This window comes from Haladaptatus ordinarius (assembly GCF_054177595.1).
Window position 1 is genome coordinate 12,668 of record NZ_JBPEHH010000021.1, and the last position, 15,368, is coordinate 28,035.

At 61.7% G+C, this 15,368-nt stretch carries 18 protein-coding genes; 9 read left to right on the plus strand and 9 right to left on the minus strand.

Features of this window, described 5'->3' with window-relative positions; translation table 11 throughout:
- The first annotated feature begins 255 nt into the window (after positions 1-255).
- Together ACR3FF_RS09690 and ACR3FF_RS09695 are read left to right on the plus strand one after the other, a co-directional pair.
- Positions 256-879, plus strand: a complete 624-nt coding sequence (locus tag ACR3FF_RS09690; RefSeq protein ID WP_458187808.1) for a response regulator transcription factor — start codon at positions 256-258, stop codon at positions 877-879.
- Positions 880-1,005: 126 nt separating this feature from the next.
- Entirely contained in the window at positions 1,006-2,427 is a 1,422-nt protein-coding gene (locus ACR3FF_RS09695) for a sensor histidine kinase (protein ID WP_458187809.1), read from the plus strand.
- A gap of 254 nt (positions 2,428-2,681) precedes the next feature.
- On the opposite strand, the gene ACR3FF_RS09700 is transcribed toward ACR3FF_RS09695, so the two are convergent.
- The 3 genes from ACR3FF_RS09700 to hisS form a co-directional block, all read right to left on the minus strand.
- Positions 2,682-2,927, minus strand: a complete 246-nt coding sequence (locus tag ACR3FF_RS09700) for a DUF7563 family protein (RefSeq protein WP_458187810.1) — start codon at positions 2,925-2,927, stop codon at positions 2,682-2,684.
- The gene (locus tag ACR3FF_RS09705; protein WP_458187811.1) at positions 2,920-3,123 is read right to left on the minus strand and encodes a hypothetical protein; all 204 of its coding nucleotides are present in this window, start codon (positions 3,121-3,123) and stop codon (positions 2,920-2,922) included. Before ACR3FF_RS09705 ends, ACR3FF_RS09700 begins: the two co-directional genes overlap by 8 nt.
- A gap of 277 nt (positions 3,124-3,400) precedes the next feature.
- Positions 3,401-4,699 (minus strand): histidine--tRNA ligase, encoded by a 1,299-nt coding sequence (gene hisS / locus ACR3FF_RS09710; protein WP_458187812.1) that lies wholly within the window; start codon positions 4,697-4,699, stop codon positions 3,401-3,403.
- Between the two features lie 83 nt (positions 4,700-4,782).
- Here hisS and dgoD point away from each other — a divergent pair, with 83 nt between their 5' ends.
- The 3 genes from dgoD (at position 4,783) to ACR3FF_RS09725 (ending at position 8,276) form a co-directional block, all read left to right on the plus strand.
- Positions 4,783-5,931 carry a galactonate dehydratase gene (gene dgoD, locus ACR3FF_RS09715; protein WP_458187813.1) on the plus strand — a complete coding sequence of 383 codons (1,149 nt, stop codon included), beginning with the start codon at positions 4,783-4,785 and terminating at the stop codon, positions 5,929-5,931.
- A 2-nt stretch (positions 5,932-5,933) separates the two neighbouring features.
- Positions 5,934-6,707 (plus strand): SDR family NAD(P)-dependent oxidoreductase, encoded by a 774-nt coding sequence (locus tag ACR3FF_RS09720; protein ID WP_458187814.1) that lies wholly within the window; start codon positions 5,934-5,936, stop codon positions 6,705-6,707.
- A 90-nt stretch (positions 6,708-6,797) separates the two neighbouring features.
- The gene (locus ACR3FF_RS09725) at positions 6,798-8,276 is read left to right on the plus strand and encodes a glycyl aminopeptidase (protein ID WP_458187815.1); all 1,479 of its coding nucleotides are present in this window, start codon (positions 6,798-6,800) and stop codon (positions 8,274-8,276) included.
- An 11-nt stretch (positions 8,277-8,287) separates the two neighbouring features.
- Here the strand turns inward: ACR3FF_RS09725 and ACR3FF_RS09730 are convergent, their stop codons facing one another.
- Both ACR3FF_RS09730 and ACR3FF_RS09735 read right to left on the minus strand, forming a co-directional pair.
- Complete coding sequence (locus tag ACR3FF_RS09730) at positions 8,288-8,485, minus strand: hypothetical protein (RefSeq protein WP_458187816.1); 198 nt, start codon at positions 8,483-8,485, stop codon at positions 8,288-8,290.
- 156 nt (positions 8,486-8,641) lie between these two features.
- A complete protein-coding gene (locus ACR3FF_RS09735; RefSeq protein WP_458187817.1) occupies positions 8,642-10,363 on the minus strand; it encodes an NAD+ synthase in 1,722 nt (573 codons plus the stop codon).
- A gap of 262 nt (positions 10,364-10,625) precedes the next feature.
- On the opposite strand from ACR3FF_RS09735, the gene ACR3FF_RS09740 reads away from it, so the two are divergent.
- Positions 10,626-11,123, plus strand: a complete 498-nt coding sequence (locus ACR3FF_RS09740) for a PH domain-containing protein (RefSeq protein ID WP_458187818.1) — start codon at positions 10,626-10,628, stop codon at positions 11,121-11,123.
- A 192-nt stretch (positions 11,124-11,315) separates the two neighbouring features.
- Positions 11,316-11,636: a hypothetical protein gene (locus ACR3FF_RS09745; RefSeq protein WP_458187819.1), complete on the plus strand. Its 321-nt coding sequence runs from the start codon at positions 11,316-11,318 to the stop codon at positions 11,634-11,636.
- A 21-nt stretch (positions 11,637-11,657) separates the two neighbouring features.
- Here ACR3FF_RS09745 and ACR3FF_RS09750 read toward each other — a convergent pair whose 3' ends face one another.
- Positions 11,658-11,954 carry a hypothetical protein gene (locus tag ACR3FF_RS09750; RefSeq protein WP_458187820.1) on the minus strand — a complete coding sequence of 99 codons (297 nt, stop codon included), beginning with the start codon at positions 11,952-11,954 and terminating at the stop codon, positions 11,658-11,660.
- A gap of 246 nt (positions 11,955-12,200) precedes the next feature.
- Between ACR3FF_RS09750 and ACR3FF_RS09755 the strand changes: the two genes are divergently transcribed.
- Together ACR3FF_RS09755 and glmU are read left to right on the plus strand one after the other, a co-directional pair.
- Entirely contained in the window at positions 12,201-12,569 is a 369-nt protein-coding gene (locus ACR3FF_RS09755; protein ID WP_458187821.1) for a hypothetical protein, read from the plus strand.
- Between the two features lie 52 nt (positions 12,570-12,621).
- A complete protein-coding gene (gene glmU / locus ACR3FF_RS09760; protein WP_458187822.1) occupies positions 12,622-13,803 on the plus strand; it encodes a bifunctional sugar-1-phosphate nucleotidylyltransferase/acetyltransferase in 1,182 nt (393 codons plus the stop codon).
- 51 nt (positions 13,804-13,854) lie between these two features.
- On the opposite strand, the gene ACR3FF_RS09765 is transcribed toward glmU, so the two are convergent.
- The 3 genes from ACR3FF_RS09765 to ACR3FF_RS09775 form a co-directional block, all read right to left on the minus strand.
- On the minus strand, positions 13,855-14,079 hold the full coding sequence (locus ACR3FF_RS09765; RefSeq protein WP_458187823.1) for a DUF7563 family protein: 225 nt from the start codon (positions 14,077-14,079) through the stop codon (positions 13,855-13,857).
- A 193-nt stretch (positions 14,080-14,272) separates the two neighbouring features.
- Positions 14,273-14,893 (minus strand): helix-turn-helix transcriptional regulator, encoded by a 621-nt coding sequence (locus ACR3FF_RS09770; RefSeq protein WP_458187855.1) that lies wholly within the window; start codon positions 14,891-14,893, stop codon positions 14,273-14,275.
- Positions 14,820-15,362 carry a hypothetical protein gene (locus tag ACR3FF_RS09775; protein ID WP_458187824.1) on the minus strand — a complete coding sequence of 181 codons (543 nt, stop codon included), beginning with the start codon at positions 15,360-15,362 and terminating at the stop codon, positions 14,820-14,822. The genes ACR3FF_RS09770 and ACR3FF_RS09775 overlap by 74 nt, the downstream gene beginning before the upstream one ends.
- Positions 15,363-15,368 lie beyond the last annotated feature (6 nt).

A 15,368-nucleotide genomic window follows, 5' to 3' on the forward strand; every position in this document is an offset into this window, starting at 1 on the left:
TGGTGTGCTAATCGTTCTATGACACCCTCACGCAATATCCTACCGCTGAGCTAGCTGATTGCTTTCTGTCGGTTCACGAGGGCGAATCCACCGAAACGCTTTTAGTAAAAACGGTCACATTTACTTATTAGTTGTAAGACGAGGTTACTATCGTTCATGAACTGGTCGTGTATGAGATATCTCCACAAATCGGCCCACGTACGAATCATATCGATACACTTGATATGGCGGGGGTTATGAAAATCAACGTAGCCAATGATTAACGAGTCCACCGTTCTCATCGTCGATGACGAACATGCGATTACTGACTTGCATGCCCGGTGGCTCGAGGACTCCTACGACGTCAGAACGGCGTACACCGGAAGCGAGGCACTCGAAAAGGTCGACGAGACTGTCGATATCGTTCTTCTGGACCGGCGCATGCCGGACCTGTCTGGCCGAGAAGTGCTCGACGAAATTCGCGACCGAGAGCTCGATTGCCGAGTTGCGATGGTGACTGCTGTCGAACCCGACTTCGACATCCTCGAACTCGGCTTCGACGCGTACATCTGCAAGCCGGTTTCTGACCCGGAAGAACTCCGCGACATCGTTGCTTCGCTCGAAACCCGCTCGTCCTACGATTCCCAGGTGCAGAAGTTGCTCGCACTCTCCTCGAAGAAAGCGGCACTGGAAGATAGAAAGGACCCCGAAGAACTCGCCGAAAACGACGAGTACGCTGCCCTCGAAGAGGAGTTGGCGTCGCTTCGGAAGGAACTGTCGTCCGTGGCGATGAATCTCGACGACGACGACCTGCGCGCGGAGTTCTACGGCCGAAACACTGCTGCATCGAAACTGGTCCAGTCGTCGAACGACGGTGACTCGACCGATTCGGAGGAGTAACCTCTCCCACGTATATCCGATTTTTCACAGACTATGAGTTGTACTCGTAAATTCGGTCACAAACGGACGGTAGTGACGATTTCATCTCACGAACGGTAGAACTGAAATGTCGAGAGAGAACCGACGATGAGTGAGAACACGGCGGAGCGGAGTCACGCACAGGGTCCGCGCGATAACATCCTCCTCCTCATCGACCACAGCCCCAACCGCCGGTTACTGAGTGAGTGGCTCTCTTCTAAGTACGAAGTCGTCTTTCCGAGTGACGGTCTCGACATTTCGTTCGACCTCTGTATCGTAGACGAAGTGTCGTTCAGCCGGTATCTTGACGACCTCGACGTTCGCAAGGACGCCGCCTCGCCGACGTTTCTCCCCTACCTGCTCGTCACTTCGACTGGCTCTCCCGCGCGAACACCGGAGGTGTGGCAGGGTGTGGACGAGGTCATCACGACACCCATCGAGAAAGCGGTCTTGCAGGCACGCATCGACGGCTTGCTCGAACGTCGTCGACTCTCCGTCGAACTCGAACGCGAGAAGGAAGCGAGCGAAGAGCGATTTCGGACGCTGTTCCAGACCGCCCCCGACCCCGTCTTCGTTCTCGACGCCGACGGTCAGATTCAGGCAGTCAACGACGTGTTCTGTCGAGTGACCGGCCTCAAACGTGCCGCAGTCCGTGGTAAGCGACTCGCCGACATCGAGGCGTTCCCGAACGACTCGCTCGAAAAACTCACCACGGACGTGCGTGAACGGGAGTCGGACGGTGACGCCCCGCTGTACTCGATCACATACACGACGACCGACGGCGAGACGCGCTACGCGGAAATAAACACCGCCTGGACGCAGTTCGGTAGCGAGCGCCCCGAGGTCATCGGTGTCTTCCGCGACGTGACCGAGCACAAACGCCGGAAACAGGAACTCAAAGACCAGAACGAACGTCTGGACGAGTTCGCGAGTATGCTCGCACACGAACTTCGCAATCCACTGGGAATCGCGCAGGGCTATCTACGGGTCGCGGAGTTAGAGGGTGCTGACGACGCGTTCGACGAGGTTCGTGGCGCACTCGACCGAATGGAGCAGATGATAGACGAGATGCTGGACCTGGCACGACGACCCGGCGTCATCGAGGATACGCAGCTAACGGCGTTTCACGACATCGTCGAGGACGCGTGGTCGTGCGTTGCTCCTCCCGATGCGACGCTGGTGTTGGAGAACGTCGACAGCGAGATATCGGCGGACATCGACCGACTGAGTCAGGTGTTCGAAAATCTGTTCCGAAACGCCGTCGAACACGCGGGCGACGACGTGTCCGTTCACGTCGAACGGTTTCCGGACGGGGTGTACATCGAGGACGACGGTCCGGGCATCCCGAGCGACGAACACGATTCCGTGTTCGAGAGCGGGTTCACGACGAACGATGGCACCGGCCTCGGTCTCTCTATCGTAGAACAGATAATCGAAGCCCACGGCTGGGAGATCACCGTCACCGAGGCGAACGGCGGCGGCGCTCGGTTCGAAATCACGGGGGTGGAGTTCACCGAACGGGCGGAGTGACCGCCCGTCCGAAGGGGTGGAAACAAAATTGGGGGTACGCGCAGAGGGATGGCAGTCGCGCGAACTCTATGCGGGCCGTCAACCCCGCGTCTGTTTTCAGGCGACGGAGGGGAAAAACGGTTAGTCTTACCCGAACTGAAAGTGAACGAAGCCGACTGCCGACGGCGATCGACGCTCGACGACGTCCTCGCGACCGGCGTACTCTCGGTGCGGAGACCGATACGAAATTCGAGGTGGCTACTCGCCGTGGCTGGTCACGACCTCTCGCGCGTCACTCGCTGCTCGAACGCCGGGTCCGCTGCGGCACCACGTTTCAGCGCGGCCCACGAGGTACACTCGGGGCAGGCGAAGACGGCGCCGTCGTCGTTTCCGAACGTGCGTGCGAAGTCCGGGTCGACGTGCTCGTTCTGGCAGGTCGGATTCCCACAGGTGACGTACCGTGACCCGTCGCTCGGGTTCCACACGCGAAGCTGGAGCCCCAACTTCTCCGTTTTAGCCATCGAGGACCACCTTCTCGCGCGTGAGCCGGTCGCCGGTCTTCCTATCTCGAAGCTTCCAGAACTCCGCGTCCGTGTCGGGTAGTCGACTGCACTGATGGCACCAGAAATGGCTGTTCGTCGGCTCCCAACTGGTGTGGCCGTTCGGACAGGTGTAGCGCCACTTCGCCATCGGCGTGTCGATATCGTGGGTGCTCATACGGTAGTCTACGGGCACTTCGTTCAAAACATCGAGTCTTATCCGGGGTGAAAGTAAAGGTACCTGTGGGTCCGACGCACCCCTCACTCCGGCTATTCGGACCCCCACCGGTTTCGGCGACCGAAACGGTGCCGGTCCGCCGAGTGGTCTCGCGGGTTCTGACGGTTTTGCTGATTTTGATGGTTCGGTCGGTTTGGAGAGTTTGGACGAACCTCCCATCTACAGGAAGTCTCGTCCCATCTTGCTGTCGTCTCACCGAAAACGACCGGCTGCGGGGTTACAGCAGGTCGAGGACGTGTTCGACTACGTGGTCTTTCGGCACCTGTTCTTCCTCGCCCGAGTCCATGTTCTGGACTGTCACGACGCCCTCGTTTAAGTCTCGCTCGCCGACGACGACGGTGTACTCGGCGTTGATTCGGTCGGCGTACCCGAACTGTTCGCCGACGCTTCGGTCCGTGAGGTCGGTTTCGACCGTGAGCCCTTCGCGGCGGAGGTCCATTGCGTATCCCATCCCCGTTTCGTGCACGGAGTCGGAGACGGTCAGGACGTAGACGTCGGTCGAGACCGCCTCGGCGGGCCACTCGCCCAACTCTTTCATCAACTGCATCGTCGGCGAGTAGCCGAACGCGAAGCCGATGGCGGGAACCTCACGACCGCCGAACAGGCCGATGAGTTCGTCGTAGCGACCGCCACCGAACAGGGCGCGAAGGTCGCTTTCGGTGGCGAACGCCTCGAAGACGAGGCCGGTGTAGTAGTCCATCCCCCGGACGATAGAGAGGTCGAAGGTACACATCGATTCGACGCCGTAGGCCGAGAGGGCGTCGTAGAGGTCGTGCATCCGGTTTATCGCGTCGTCGGCACCGTCATCCTCGGGCGCATTGTCCGAGAGTTCGACCAGTGCGCTCTCGACGTCACCGCTGATGGCGGTGAGTTCGTCTATCTCCTCGGCGGTCTCCCGGTCGACTCCCTCGGCTTCGAGTTGCCCGAGAAACTCCGCCCGACTCAGTTTCTCTTTCTTGTCGATGACGCGCATCACGTCCTTGCTCTCCCCGACGCCCGTGGCGTGGAGGAGGGCATCGAGCAGTTGGCGGTCGTTCAGTCGGAACTCCACCGCGTCGGCGACCCCGAGCTTTTCGAAGATGGTCCCGGCACAGGCGATAATCTCCGCGTCCGCCTCGACCGATTCGACGCCGAAGATGTCGATGTCGGTCTGGAAGAACTCGCGGTCACGGCCCTTCTGCACCGCCTCGTAGCGCCAGCGTTTCGACGTGTCGAACCACTTGATGGGCGTCCCGAGGTCTTTGCGCTGTTGTACCAACCGCGCTCGGGTCGGCGTCTGTTCGGGGATGAGCGTCACCTCGCGTCCACCCTTGTCCTCGAAACTGTACGTCTCGTCGACGATTTCCTCGCCCGATTTTACCCGGAAGAGGTCGGTCGGTTCGACGCTCGGCGCGTCGATTTCGCGGAAGCCGAACTCGCGGGCTGTCTTCTCGACGGTGTCCACGACCTCTCGCCACGCCGCCCACTCCGCCGGGTAGCGGTCGTAAAAGCCCTTGAGGCTCTCGAACTCGTCCATGATTCGCGTATCGAAGGCGAGCGATTTACCTCTGGCTATCTCCGCCCGAAAAACGCTTCCCGAGGGCGTGACGACACTCCTGTATGCGAATCACGGACTACGACCTGTTCGCTGTCCCGCCACGCTGGCTCTTTCTCCGCGTCGAGACCAGCGACGGCCTCGTCGGCTGGGGCGAACCCATCGTTGAGGGACGAGCGAAGACCGTGCGGAGTGCCGTCCGCGAACTGATGGACGACTACCTGCTCGGCGAAGACCCGATGCCGGTCGAAGATCACTGGCAGACGCTCTATCGGGGCGGCTTCTACCGGGGTGGGCCTGTCCTGATGAGTGCCATCGCGGGCATCGACCAGGCCCTCTGGGACATCCGGGGGAAGGCGTTCGGCGCGCCGGTGTACGACCTGCTCGGCGGCCCCGTGCGCGACCGAGTGCGGGTCTATCAGTGGGTCGGCGGCGACCGTCCGGACAGGGTCGCCGACGCCGCCAGCGAGAAGGTCGATGCGGGGTTCACCGCGCTGAAGATGAACGCCACCGCCGAACTCCGGCGAATCGACACTCCCGCCGCGGTTGAGGCCGCGGGCGAGCGACTGGCCGCCGTCCGCGAGGCGGTCGGCCCGGACGTGGACGTAGGCGTCGATTTCCACGGGCGGGTGTCGAAGTCGATGGCGAAACGACTCGCCCGAGAACTCGAACCCCGCGACCCCTTTTTCATCGAGGAACCCGTCCTCCCGGAGCAAAACGAGTTCCTGCCCGACCTCGCGGCGCACACGTCGATACCCATCGCCACTGGCGAGCGGATGTACTCGCGCTGGGATTTCAAGGAGGTGTTCGAATCGGGCGCGGTAGACGTGGTCCAGCCCGACCTCTCGCACGCCGGCGGTATCACGGAGACTCACAAGATCGCGTCGATGGCCGAAGCGTACGACGTGGCGCTCGCACCCCACTGCCCGCTCGGCCCGGTGGCGCTGGCGTCGTGTCTCCAGGTGGACGCCTGCGCGCCCAACGCCCTGATTCAGGAACAGAGCCTCGACATCCACTACAACGAGGGCGGCGACGTGCTCGACTATCTGGCCGACCCGAGCGTCTTCGACTACGAGGAGGGGTACGTCTCGCTCCCGGACGGGCCGGGGTTGGGCGTCGAACCCGACGAGGAAGTCTTACGTGCGCGCGAGGGACACGACGACTGGCACAACCCCGTCTGGCGACACGACGACGGAAGCGTCGCGGAGTGGTAACCGTGCGGCGATTCGAAAACAGCGTGGCACTCGTCACGGGCTCGACGCGCGGTATCGGCGCGGAAATCGCACGCCGACTCGCCCGCGAGGGGGCATCGGTGGTCGTCACGGGGCGTTCGACTGACGCCGGGCAGGAGGTCGCCGAAAGCGTTCACGAAGACGGAGGCGAGGCGGTGTTCGTCCGCGCGGACATGCGCGACCCGGACGACATCACCGCGCTCGTGACGGCGACCGTAGAGGAGTACGGTGGACTCGACGTGCTCGTAAACAACGCCGGGGTCGAGACGAACACGGCCGCAGACGAGGCGACGATAGACGACTGGGAGTTCGTCCTCGAAACCGACTTCCGGGCGTACTGGCTCTGTGCGAAGTACGCCGTCGCCGAGATGGACGAGGGGGCCGTCGTCAACGTCTCCTCGAACCACGCCTTCCTGACGATGCCCGAGATGTTTCTCTACAATGCGGTGAAGGCGGGAATCAACGGGATGACGCGTGGGATGGCACTCGATTTCGGCCCCGACGTTCGGGTCAACACGGTCAATCCCGGGTGGGTCGCCATCGAGCGCACGACCGAGGACATAGACGAGGAGTACTGCGAACACCTCGAATCCATCCATCCGGTCGGTCGCCTCGGAACGCCCGAGGACATAGCAGGTGCCGTCACCTTCCTCGCCAGCGACGACGCGGGGTACGTCACCGGTGCCCACCTCACCGTCGACGGTGGGCGGAGCGTGGTGATGCAAGACGACATGCTCCCCTCGTATCGTCGCGACTGACTCGGGACGTGACCGTCCCGGTCGATGGTTGCCCCTGAATACGGCACAGGCGACGTATAACAAAACGACTCTGGAGCGCCATCACAGTCGATGGCGCTCAGGGGTAGGGTTTCCGGAGGGACAGTATCGCTGTTGCTCGTGCTTTCGCTCGTCGGTGGCGTCCTCGCGCCGCCAGCGACGGCACAGTCCGCGGACGCACCGCCGGGCGTCTCTATCTCCGTCGAGCGGTCTGCCGACGACCGGACGACCGTTCGCTACCGTCTCTCGTTCGAAACGCCACAAGAAACTCGCTCGTTCTGGCTCATCAACTACACCGGAAACGTGGTGTCGTCGGAGGGGTTCGTCACGGACCAGACGAAAAGCGGTGATCACGCGCTTCGATGGGACGGCGAGACGGAATCGCCGTCGGTGACCGTCGTCGCCGACGGCGATGCGGGGAACGGCCGGGAGTACGCCGCCACCGACGAGTGGGCGCTCGTGCCGACGCCGAAACTCTCGGTTGCGTGGTCGCCACGGGGAAGCGACGAGTGGCGCTACCGCCATCCCTTGCAGGACGACTACCCTGAATCGAGCGTCGAGTTCGCCGACACGGGCGTCCTCGGGTCGGCGTTTACCTACGTCGGGCCGTACGAAGAGCACACCCACCGTGCCGACGGCCAGCGATTCCGGATGGTCGTCGGTGCCGGTGCCACGCCGGCCAGTTCGCCGGAGAAGGTGTTCAAGTCGCTCGGGACGGCGAGCCAGCAGTTGCCCGGCCAGTCGCCGGACGAAGTGCTGTTTTTCGTCCTCCCCGACCCCATCTGGCGCGGTGGCTACGCCTCGCCGACACACGACGAGTTCTGGGTACACGAGGACGCGAGTCTCGCGGACCCGCAGAACCTCTGGATTCACGAGTACGTCCACACGCGCCAGTCGTTCGAACTCGCAGACCGAATGACGTGGTTCCGCGAGGCCAGCGCTGCCTACTTCGCCGCCGACCTGACGATTCGGCAGGGCCGAACCTCACAGTCCGCGGTCGCCGAGACGCTCTCGGCGAAACGGTACGACGACGCGGTGCTCTCGAAGGCGAACACTTGGACGAATCCCGAAGTCCCCTACTATCGGGGGGCGCTCGTCCTCTGGGCGCTGGACGCGAAGATACAGCAGGCGACCGACGGGAAGCGAAGCCTGTTGGACGTGTTCGACCGGATGAACCGCCACGACGGGCCGGTGACGTACGCCGACTTCGAGAGCATCGTCCCTGACGTGGCCGGGCAGTCGATGGATTCGTGGCTCTCCCGGCACGTCACGACGACAGCGAAGCCCGACGTCCAGGGGTTAGAAGGCGGTATCGGCGAGGGGTCGAGCGACAGCGGGGGGGCCGACAGTTCGTCCGAGAAGAAGGTGTCCGGAAAGGGCGGACAGGGACAGTCCGGCGGTTCGGATTCTACGCCGCCACTCGCGATGACCGGTGACCTTCCCTCGACGCTCGTACTGTGGGGTGGGCTTAGCCTCATCGGACTGGTGTTCGGACTGACCGTCGCGCAGTACGTCTCCGGACTGGTAGCTCGGTTCCGGGGTGAGAGATGAGGAACGCGTCGTCAGTGAAACGGCGGCTTCGACATCGCCGCGAGTCCGGCCAACACCGCGGCGATGATTTTCAGCCACACTTTGATGGCGTCTCCCCAGAGCTTCAGCAGTTCGCCGAACAGCCGCCAGCGTTCTAGCGTTTCTGGGTGCGATACATCTCTCTCGTTCGTTGGCGGGGTCTCGTCCGCCGTTTCGGTACGGCTCTTCATAGTGGGCGGCGACAAGAAGGATTGTGGTGGAGGGTCAAGTCTCCTTATCGCACCTTATTTCTCCATTCGTATATAAAAATTATTCTATAACCGGGGTGAAAATGGTCGCGAGAACGGTAACCGCTCGAAAGCTACCATCGAACCGTCGGGTTCTTTTCACTCCGGCAGGACGCTCTCGTACCCCGCCGCGAGCGGATATCGCCAGCCCACTCCGAAGGCTTTCGGCGACACCTTCAGCACGGGTGCGGCCTGGAACCGCTTGTACTCCGACTGGTGGAGCATCGACAGCACCCGGCGAACCGTCTCGCGGTCGTGGCCCGACGCGACCAGTTCCTCGGCGGTCAGTCCCTCGTCCACGTACCCTGCTAGAATCGAATCGAGGACCTCGTACGGCGGGAGGTCGTCCTCGTCGGTCTGGCCGGCGCGAAGTTCGGCGGACGGCGGTCTCTCGATGACGCGCCTGGGGATGACTTCCTCGTTCTTGTTCAGGTGCGTGGCAAGGTTGTAGACGGTAGTTTTCGGACAGTCAGCGAGCGGTGCGAGCGCGCCAGCCATGTCACCGTAGAGGGTGGTGTAGCCCACTGCGAGTTCGCTCCGGTTGCTCGTGGCGAGGAGGAGACGTCCTTGCTCGTTGGCGACGCTCATCAGCGTCGTCGCGCGAATCCGGGCTTGGACGTTCTCCTCGGTGACGCCCGCCGTCGCGTCGAGGATAGGCGCGAGTTCCGCCTCGAACGACTCGAAGGTGTTCTCGATGGGGATGTCGAGGAAGTCGATGTCGAGGCGGTCGGCGAGTTCGCGGGCGTCCTCCTCGCTCGCGTCGCTGGTGTACCGGGTGGCCATGGCGACCCCGAGGACGTTCTCCGGGCCGACCGCGTCGGCGGCCAGCGCCGCCGTCACCGACGAGTCGATACCGCCCGAGAGGCCGACGACCACCCGATTGAAGTCGGATTTATCGACGTAATCCCGGATGCCGAGCACGAGTGCCTCGCGGATCTCCGCAGGCCCTTCCGGGGATTCGTCGGCGATGGCACCCGCGGAGTCGTCGGCAAGCGCTTCTCCGGGCGAATCGGTGTCGAGGGGAATCTCGCAGACGGCGAAATCCTCAGCGAACGCGGTGAGTCGACAGGCTAGCGTCCCGTCGGGTGCGACGACGAACGACCGGCCGTCGAAGACGAGTTCGTCGTTTGCGCCGACCTGATTCACGAAGACGAGCCACCGCCCGTGGTCCGTGGCGTGGCTGCCGAACAGTCGCTCCCGGAACGCGCCCTTCCCGCCGTAGAAGGGGCTCGCGGAACTGTTCACGAGGAGGTCTGCACCTGCCTCCACGAGGTCTTCGATGGGGTCGTCGGCGTACTCCGGGCGCTCCCACACGTCGGGTTCGTTCCACGCGTCCTCGCAGACGTTCACCCCGAGGTCGACCGTGGCGGTGGTGCTATCGGCGGTGGCGAAGTCCGACAGGGCGTGAACCGGCTGCTGGTCCGCAGCCTCGAAGTAGCGGCCTTCGTCGAACACGTCGTAGGTGGGCAAGAGGCGCTTTACGGTCTGACCGACGATTTCGCCGTCTCGGCAGACAGCGACCGCGTTCTGGACGCTCTTTCCGTACTCGGTCGGATTCCGCGCGACGAAGCCGACGAGCGCCGTGATGTCCTCGGTCTGCGCTGTGATTCGGTCGAGCGCTGCGAGCTGGGCGTCGACGAACGCCTCGCGTTTCACGAGGTCTCGCGGTGGATAGCCCACCAGCGCGAGTTCCGAGAAGACGACCAGGTCGGCGTCTTCTCTGCGCGCGCGCCGAATCGCCGCTTCGATTTTCTCCGCGTTGCCCGTGACGTCTCCGACGGTGTAGTTTTGCTGTGCCAGTGCGACCCGGAGCGTGGTCATGACGATGAGAACCCCCTCTGCGAGCACGTAGGAATTCGAGTGAGAAAACCGTGTGGTCGCGCGGCAGTCTGATACTCGTGGTTTCGGGTCGGCTCCCACCCACGTTCGACCGTTGGTGGGTCTCTTCGGCGTCATCGAAGCCTCGTGCCCACGGGAGTCGTGGCCGGAACGCGGCAAAGCTACGCCATTCACGTCGGTGGGGCTAAACTCTGGAGCAGCGCGGCAAAACGTAAGGCGTTGGCTCTCCTCGTTGTGAGGCACGATGACGAAAAATTTCGACCCACCATGGCTTCACCTCACACCCAACGAGGAGATTCTCTGGGCAGGTCATCGGAGCGTCTACCGCATTCTCCCGGTCGTGACGGTCGGAATTTTCCTCGTCTTGCTCGGAGTGGGCCTGACAGGAAGCGGCGTCCTCGGTGGGGTCGGATGGCTCGGTCTCGTTTTCGTCCCGGTCGGCATCGCGCTCGCGGTACCGCCGTTTCTTCGCTGGCGGAGTGAGTGGTACGTTCTCACGACCGAAGAGGTGTATCACAAAGACGGCGTCTTCGGACAGGACGTGACACAGATTCGACTCGACAGGATTCAAAACACGAGCTGTTCGCAGTCGATGACGGAACGCGTGTTTGATTACGGGGATATAACCGTCCACACCGCCGGCTCCGGAACTGTCAATCTAGTACTCGAAAACATCGCCCATCCACAGCAGGTCAACGATCTACTATCTGAACAGTTAGATCGCGTCTCTCCCCGGCGATAGTGTTAAAATACCTATAACGGTGTTTAAACCTCCGAAAAGCGATAATTTTCGGTTTGAAACGGTCTGAAACGGACCACGACGAGTTTCTGTCTTTATTACCTCCTGCAGAGTTGGGTGAACTGAGGCAGCCGAAATATGAGACAAACTGACACTGTCCTCCTCCGAACGACCTCTAAGAAATTTGAACGACCTTTGCGAGAGCTCTTCCTCGATGCGTATCGAGGCGGTGTTACGTTCGACCGGACGTGGACGTTTCACCGGGCGGACAACACTTCAGACGTGATGGTCGAGGTCACGTACCTCGGCGCCACTCCCGATACGCCGCGTTCCGGTGAGACGCACGCATCCGTGATGGACGTGGCGTCGTTCGAGACGGAGCTATCGACGCTCCTCTCGCAGGGGTCACGCCCACTCCCCGACCGTGCGTGGACGTTCCAGTGCTCGGACTGCGTGGACATGATGGTCGAAATCACGCGACTCGCAAAACAGCCGTCGGTCGGTACCACCCTCTGACGGTCCGTCACGCCGCTCGCTTCACGTCAGTTCGATCGCCTGTAGCTCACCGAGTGGCTGACGCTCTTCTTCGACGGGTTTGAGTCGGTCTACCTGTGGGTCGAGCCATCCCCGCGCCCACTGTGTCTCGACACGGAGGTAGTCGCCTGCAAACGTCTGCAATAGCAGCGTAAAGCGGCTATCAGTTCGGTCGATGTCGTGTACTCGACAGTCGATAGCCACGTCACCGACTGTGACGCGAAGGGTGTCCTCGATATCGAGGTTGATAAAGGTATCGACCAGGCCGGAGACCTCGTGGCAACGTTCGGTCGCGCTCATGATGATTCGACCTTCTTCCCCCTCCGTCAAAAAAGGGGGATACAGTTCCACACTGTTCTCTTTCCTAATCGACAACTAATATCACGCTTCATGCTTTCGATTTCACCGAATTCATATATGTTTTCATCATACACATTTGACCCCATATAAAGAGTGGGGGCACGAATGATAACTTATTTGACTATATACTTCAAATGATACGTTAGAGATGGTCCGAGACTGCTGCGGTTCGAGTGAGGTGGAAGCATGAGACGGGTCGCCAGTCACGTCGTCCGCGCAGCAGACGGACATCACGAGGAAATTCTGGTTCGTGTCGGCGATTTTCCCGTTCAACAGAACGTCTACGGTGCCATCGAGTGGTCCGACGGTACGGAGTCGGTGTTCTGCCGTCGCGTCGGCGACGAATGGCAGGCGCTCGCCGTCGAGGACGGGATGACGCGCACGCTCCTCGCCGGCCTCGGCTCTCGGAATCACACTCTGTGGCTCGCGCGGGAGTACATGGAGTTCGGCCGGACGTACGAAACGAAAGACGTGTGGACGGAACTGCCACTCCGCGAGCAGTCGAACCCGTTTCGGGACCTCCATTCGAACCGGCACGAAATCCCTCGACCGTAATCCGGCGGTTAGCCCGTGAATAATTATACACCTTCTAGCGCTACGTCTCTCTATGCAGGCAATCGTTCTCGCTGCGGGGGAAGGGACACGTATGCGACCGCTCTCTACGTCGTGTCCCAAACCGATGTTGCCAGTCGCGAAGGAACCGCTGGTCGCGCACACGGCGCGCGCCGCTGTCGAGGCCGGTGCGGACGAGCTCGTGCTGGTCGTCGGCTACGAAGCCGACACCGTCCGGGAGTATTTCGGCGCCGAGTACGCCGGAATCCCGGTCGAGTACGCAGTACAGGAAAAACAGCGCGGCACGGCGGACGCGGTTCGTGCGGCACGCGACCACATCGACGGCCAGTTCGCGGTGTTGAACGGCGACAACCTCTACGACACGCCCGCCGTGAACCGACTCTTCGAGAACGGCCCGAGCGTCGGCACGTACCGGGTAGACGACCCCTCGAACTACGGCGTCATCTCGACCGACGGTGACCGAGTGACGGGCATCGTCGAGAAACCGGACGACCCGCCCACCGACCTCGCCAACACCGGAGCGTACGTCTTCCCGGAGGCGGCGAACGACTGGCTCGACGTGGGCGAAAGCGAGCGCGGCGAGTACGAAATTACGGACGTTCTAGAGCGCGTCATCGAGGAGTACGACGTGATGGCAGTCGAAGTCGACCGATGGCTCGACGTCGGACGCCCGTGGGAACTGCTCGAAGCCAACGAGTGGAAACTCGGCGACCTAGAGCGTGACGTGCAGGGAGACGTGAGCGACCAGGCGACCCTCGATGGTGCCGTCGTGGTCGAGGAAGGCGCGACGGTAAAATCGGGCGTCGTCGTCGAAGGCCCCGCGCTCGTTCGGTCGGGTGCGAGCGTCGGACCGAACGCCTACATCCGTGGAGCGACGCTCGTGGACGAAGGCGCGAAAGTCGGTCACAGCGTCGAGGTGAAAAATAGCGTCCTCTCGCCCGGCGCGACGGTGGGCCACCTCTCGTACGTCGGCGACAGCATCCTCGGGCGCGACGTGAACTTCGGCGCGGGAACAAACGTGGCGAACCTCCGCCACGACGGTGAATCCGTCGAACACACCGTGAAAGGAGAGCGCGTCTCGACCGGCCGGCGAAAGTTCGGTGTCGTGGTCGGCGACGACGCGAAGACGGGCATCAACACGAGCCTCTACCCCGGTGTGACGCTCTCGGAAGAGGCGACGACGCTTCCCGCCGAAGAGGTCTCTCGGGACAAGTAACGACGCTCCGTCGATTTCTGTGGTGGGTGGGGAGAAAGGTGACCGCTGCCACTACCGCATCTCCTTACGAGCGCGGCGGGCCTCCTCGGGGTGATTGACGCGACCACGTTTTACCTCGGTGGCGGTCATACACTCGAAACAGCCGTAGACTTCGTTTCTGTTGTTTCCGAAAACGCGAGCGAACTGCGGCGTCACGAACGAATCACAGTTTCGACACTGGGTGTCGGCCATCGCGCTGTCGTCACCGTTCCGGGAAGCGCTCATTTGCATCGACATGACAGTAGTTCCTTCACAGGGATACACTATTATTATCCATCACTTAATCTCATGAAACTCTCGAAATAGTGTTGTAGAACTGTTTATTTCACACCGTTCCACCTCCAAGTTGTGGGGTTATCAACTATCGAGCTAACTATACGAATCTCCTTCGTGTGGCGACCGAGCACCACTGGGTTTCGAGCCGTCGAGGTTAGACGATGTTTCCTCGGCCGACCCGGAGTCGGTTGATGTCGCCGCGGTCTTCCATCCGAGAGAGCAGTCGGCTTACCTTCGACTTCGACCAGCCCGTCTCGTCGACGATGTCTGTCTGTTTCATCCGTCCCCGGTTGTCGTGGAGTAGGTGTAGAACGCGCCCCTCGTCGGTGAGGATTTCTCCGTCGTCGGCCGGTGGTTCGGGTGGTTGCGGCTCGTCCGGCTCACTCGTTTCGGCTGGCTCTGCGGTGGGGTTGGGGTCGTCGTCGGTTCTGGCCCGCAAGATGAGGACTGCCCCACCAACGAGACCGACCCCGACGAGGGCAAGCAGCAGCAGTTGCATCCACGAGATACCGTCCGATGGGGTGGTTTCCTGTCCCACCGTCGTTGTTGTGGACGAACTCGTCTCGGGGTCGTTTGGGTTCCTCGGGTCGCTGTTCCACTTGTGCACCTCCTCGTAATCGGAGATACCATCGCCGTCACTGTCGGCTTCGAGCGGGTCGGTTCCGAGCGTGTTCTCGTACCCGTCGAGCAGTCCGTCGTCGTCACTGTCGTTGTTGGTTGGGTCGGTGTTGAGTTCGTTTACTTCCTTCCCGTCGTCGAGTCCGTCCTGGTCGATGTCCGAGACGAGAAACGCGGTTTTCGACCAGTTCTCGTTTTTGGCTTTCTTCACCTCGAATTCGTAGGCCATCGGTGTCCTCGTCACCCTCTTTCGAGATGACGTGCTGACGGATGGTTCGGCTGTCGAGCGTCGGAACGTCCCGACCGAACGTCGGTCGAAGCTGGAAATACAGCGTTCGCTCGCCCGTCTCCGTCGCGTTGGCTCCCGTAAGCGTCACGGTCGCGGTCGAACCGTTCCCGACGCGTTTGCTGCGGCAGTCGAGTTCTCGTGGCTCGCTGTCACTCCGATTTTCGTGAAGACAAACCGAGTATTGGTCTTCGTTGGTATTAATCTGGAACGTCGCACGCGCCGTGTACTGCTCCGACTGCCAGATGTACGTGGTTTCGTTTACCGTCGTGATGATGGCGTCGCCCGTCTGTTCGATGGTGACGATTCGTCCGCCACTGCTTTCGCTCTGTCTCCCCACGATAAC

Bases quoted from the DNA above. Each gene is read 5' to 3' on its own strand.
- ACR3FF_RS09690 (WP_458187808.1), top strand. From the start codon at position 256: ATGATTAACGAGTCCACCGTTCTCATCGTCGATGACGAACATGCGATT.
- ACR3FF_RS09695 (WP_458187809.1), top strand. From the start codon at position 1,006: ATGAGTGAGAACACGGCGGAGCGGAGTCACGCACAGGGTCCGCGCGAT.
- ACR3FF_RS09700 (WP_458187810.1), bottom strand. From the start codon at position 2,927: ATGGCTAAAACGGAGAAGTTGGGGCTCCAGCTTCGCGTGTGGAACCCG.
- ACR3FF_RS09705 (WP_458187811.1), bottom strand. From the start codon at position 3,123: ATGAGCACCCACGATATCGACACGCCGATGGCGAAGTGGCGCTACACC.
- hisS (WP_458187812.1), bottom strand. From the start codon at position 4,699: ATGGACGAGTTCGAGAGCCTCAAGGGCTTTTACGACCGCTACCCGGCG.
- dgoD (WP_458187813.1), top strand. From the start codon at position 4,783: ATGCGAATCACGGACTACGACCTGTTCGCTGTCCCGCCACGCTGGCTC.
- ACR3FF_RS09725 (WP_458187815.1), top strand. From the start codon at position 6,798: ATGGCGCTCAGGGGTAGGGTTTCCGGAGGGACAGTATCGCTGTTGCTC.
- ACR3FF_RS09730 (WP_458187816.1), bottom strand. From the start codon at position 8,485: ATGAAGAGCCGTACCGAAACGGCGGACGAGACCCCGCCAACGAACGAG.
- ACR3FF_RS09735 (WP_458187817.1), bottom strand. From the start codon at position 10,363: ATGACCACGCTCCGGGTCGCACTGGCACAGCAAAACTACACCGTCGGA.
- ACR3FF_RS09740 (WP_458187818.1), top strand. From the start codon at position 10,626: ATGACGAAAAATTTCGACCCACCATGGCTTCACCTCACACCCAACGAG.
- ACR3FF_RS09750 (WP_458187820.1), bottom strand. From the start codon at position 11,954: ATGAGCGCGACCGAACGTTGCCACGAGGTCTCCGGCCTGGTCGATACC.
- ACR3FF_RS09755 (WP_458187821.1), top strand. From the start codon at position 12,201: ATGAGACGGGTCGCCAGTCACGTCGTCCGCGCAGCAGACGGACATCAC.
- glmU (WP_458187822.1), top strand. From the start codon at position 12,622: ATGCAGGCAATCGTTCTCGCTGCGGGGGAAGGGACACGTATGCGACCG.
- ACR3FF_RS09765 (WP_458187823.1), bottom strand. From the start codon at position 14,079: ATGTCGATGCAAATGAGCGCTTCCCGGAACGGTGACGACAGCGCGATG.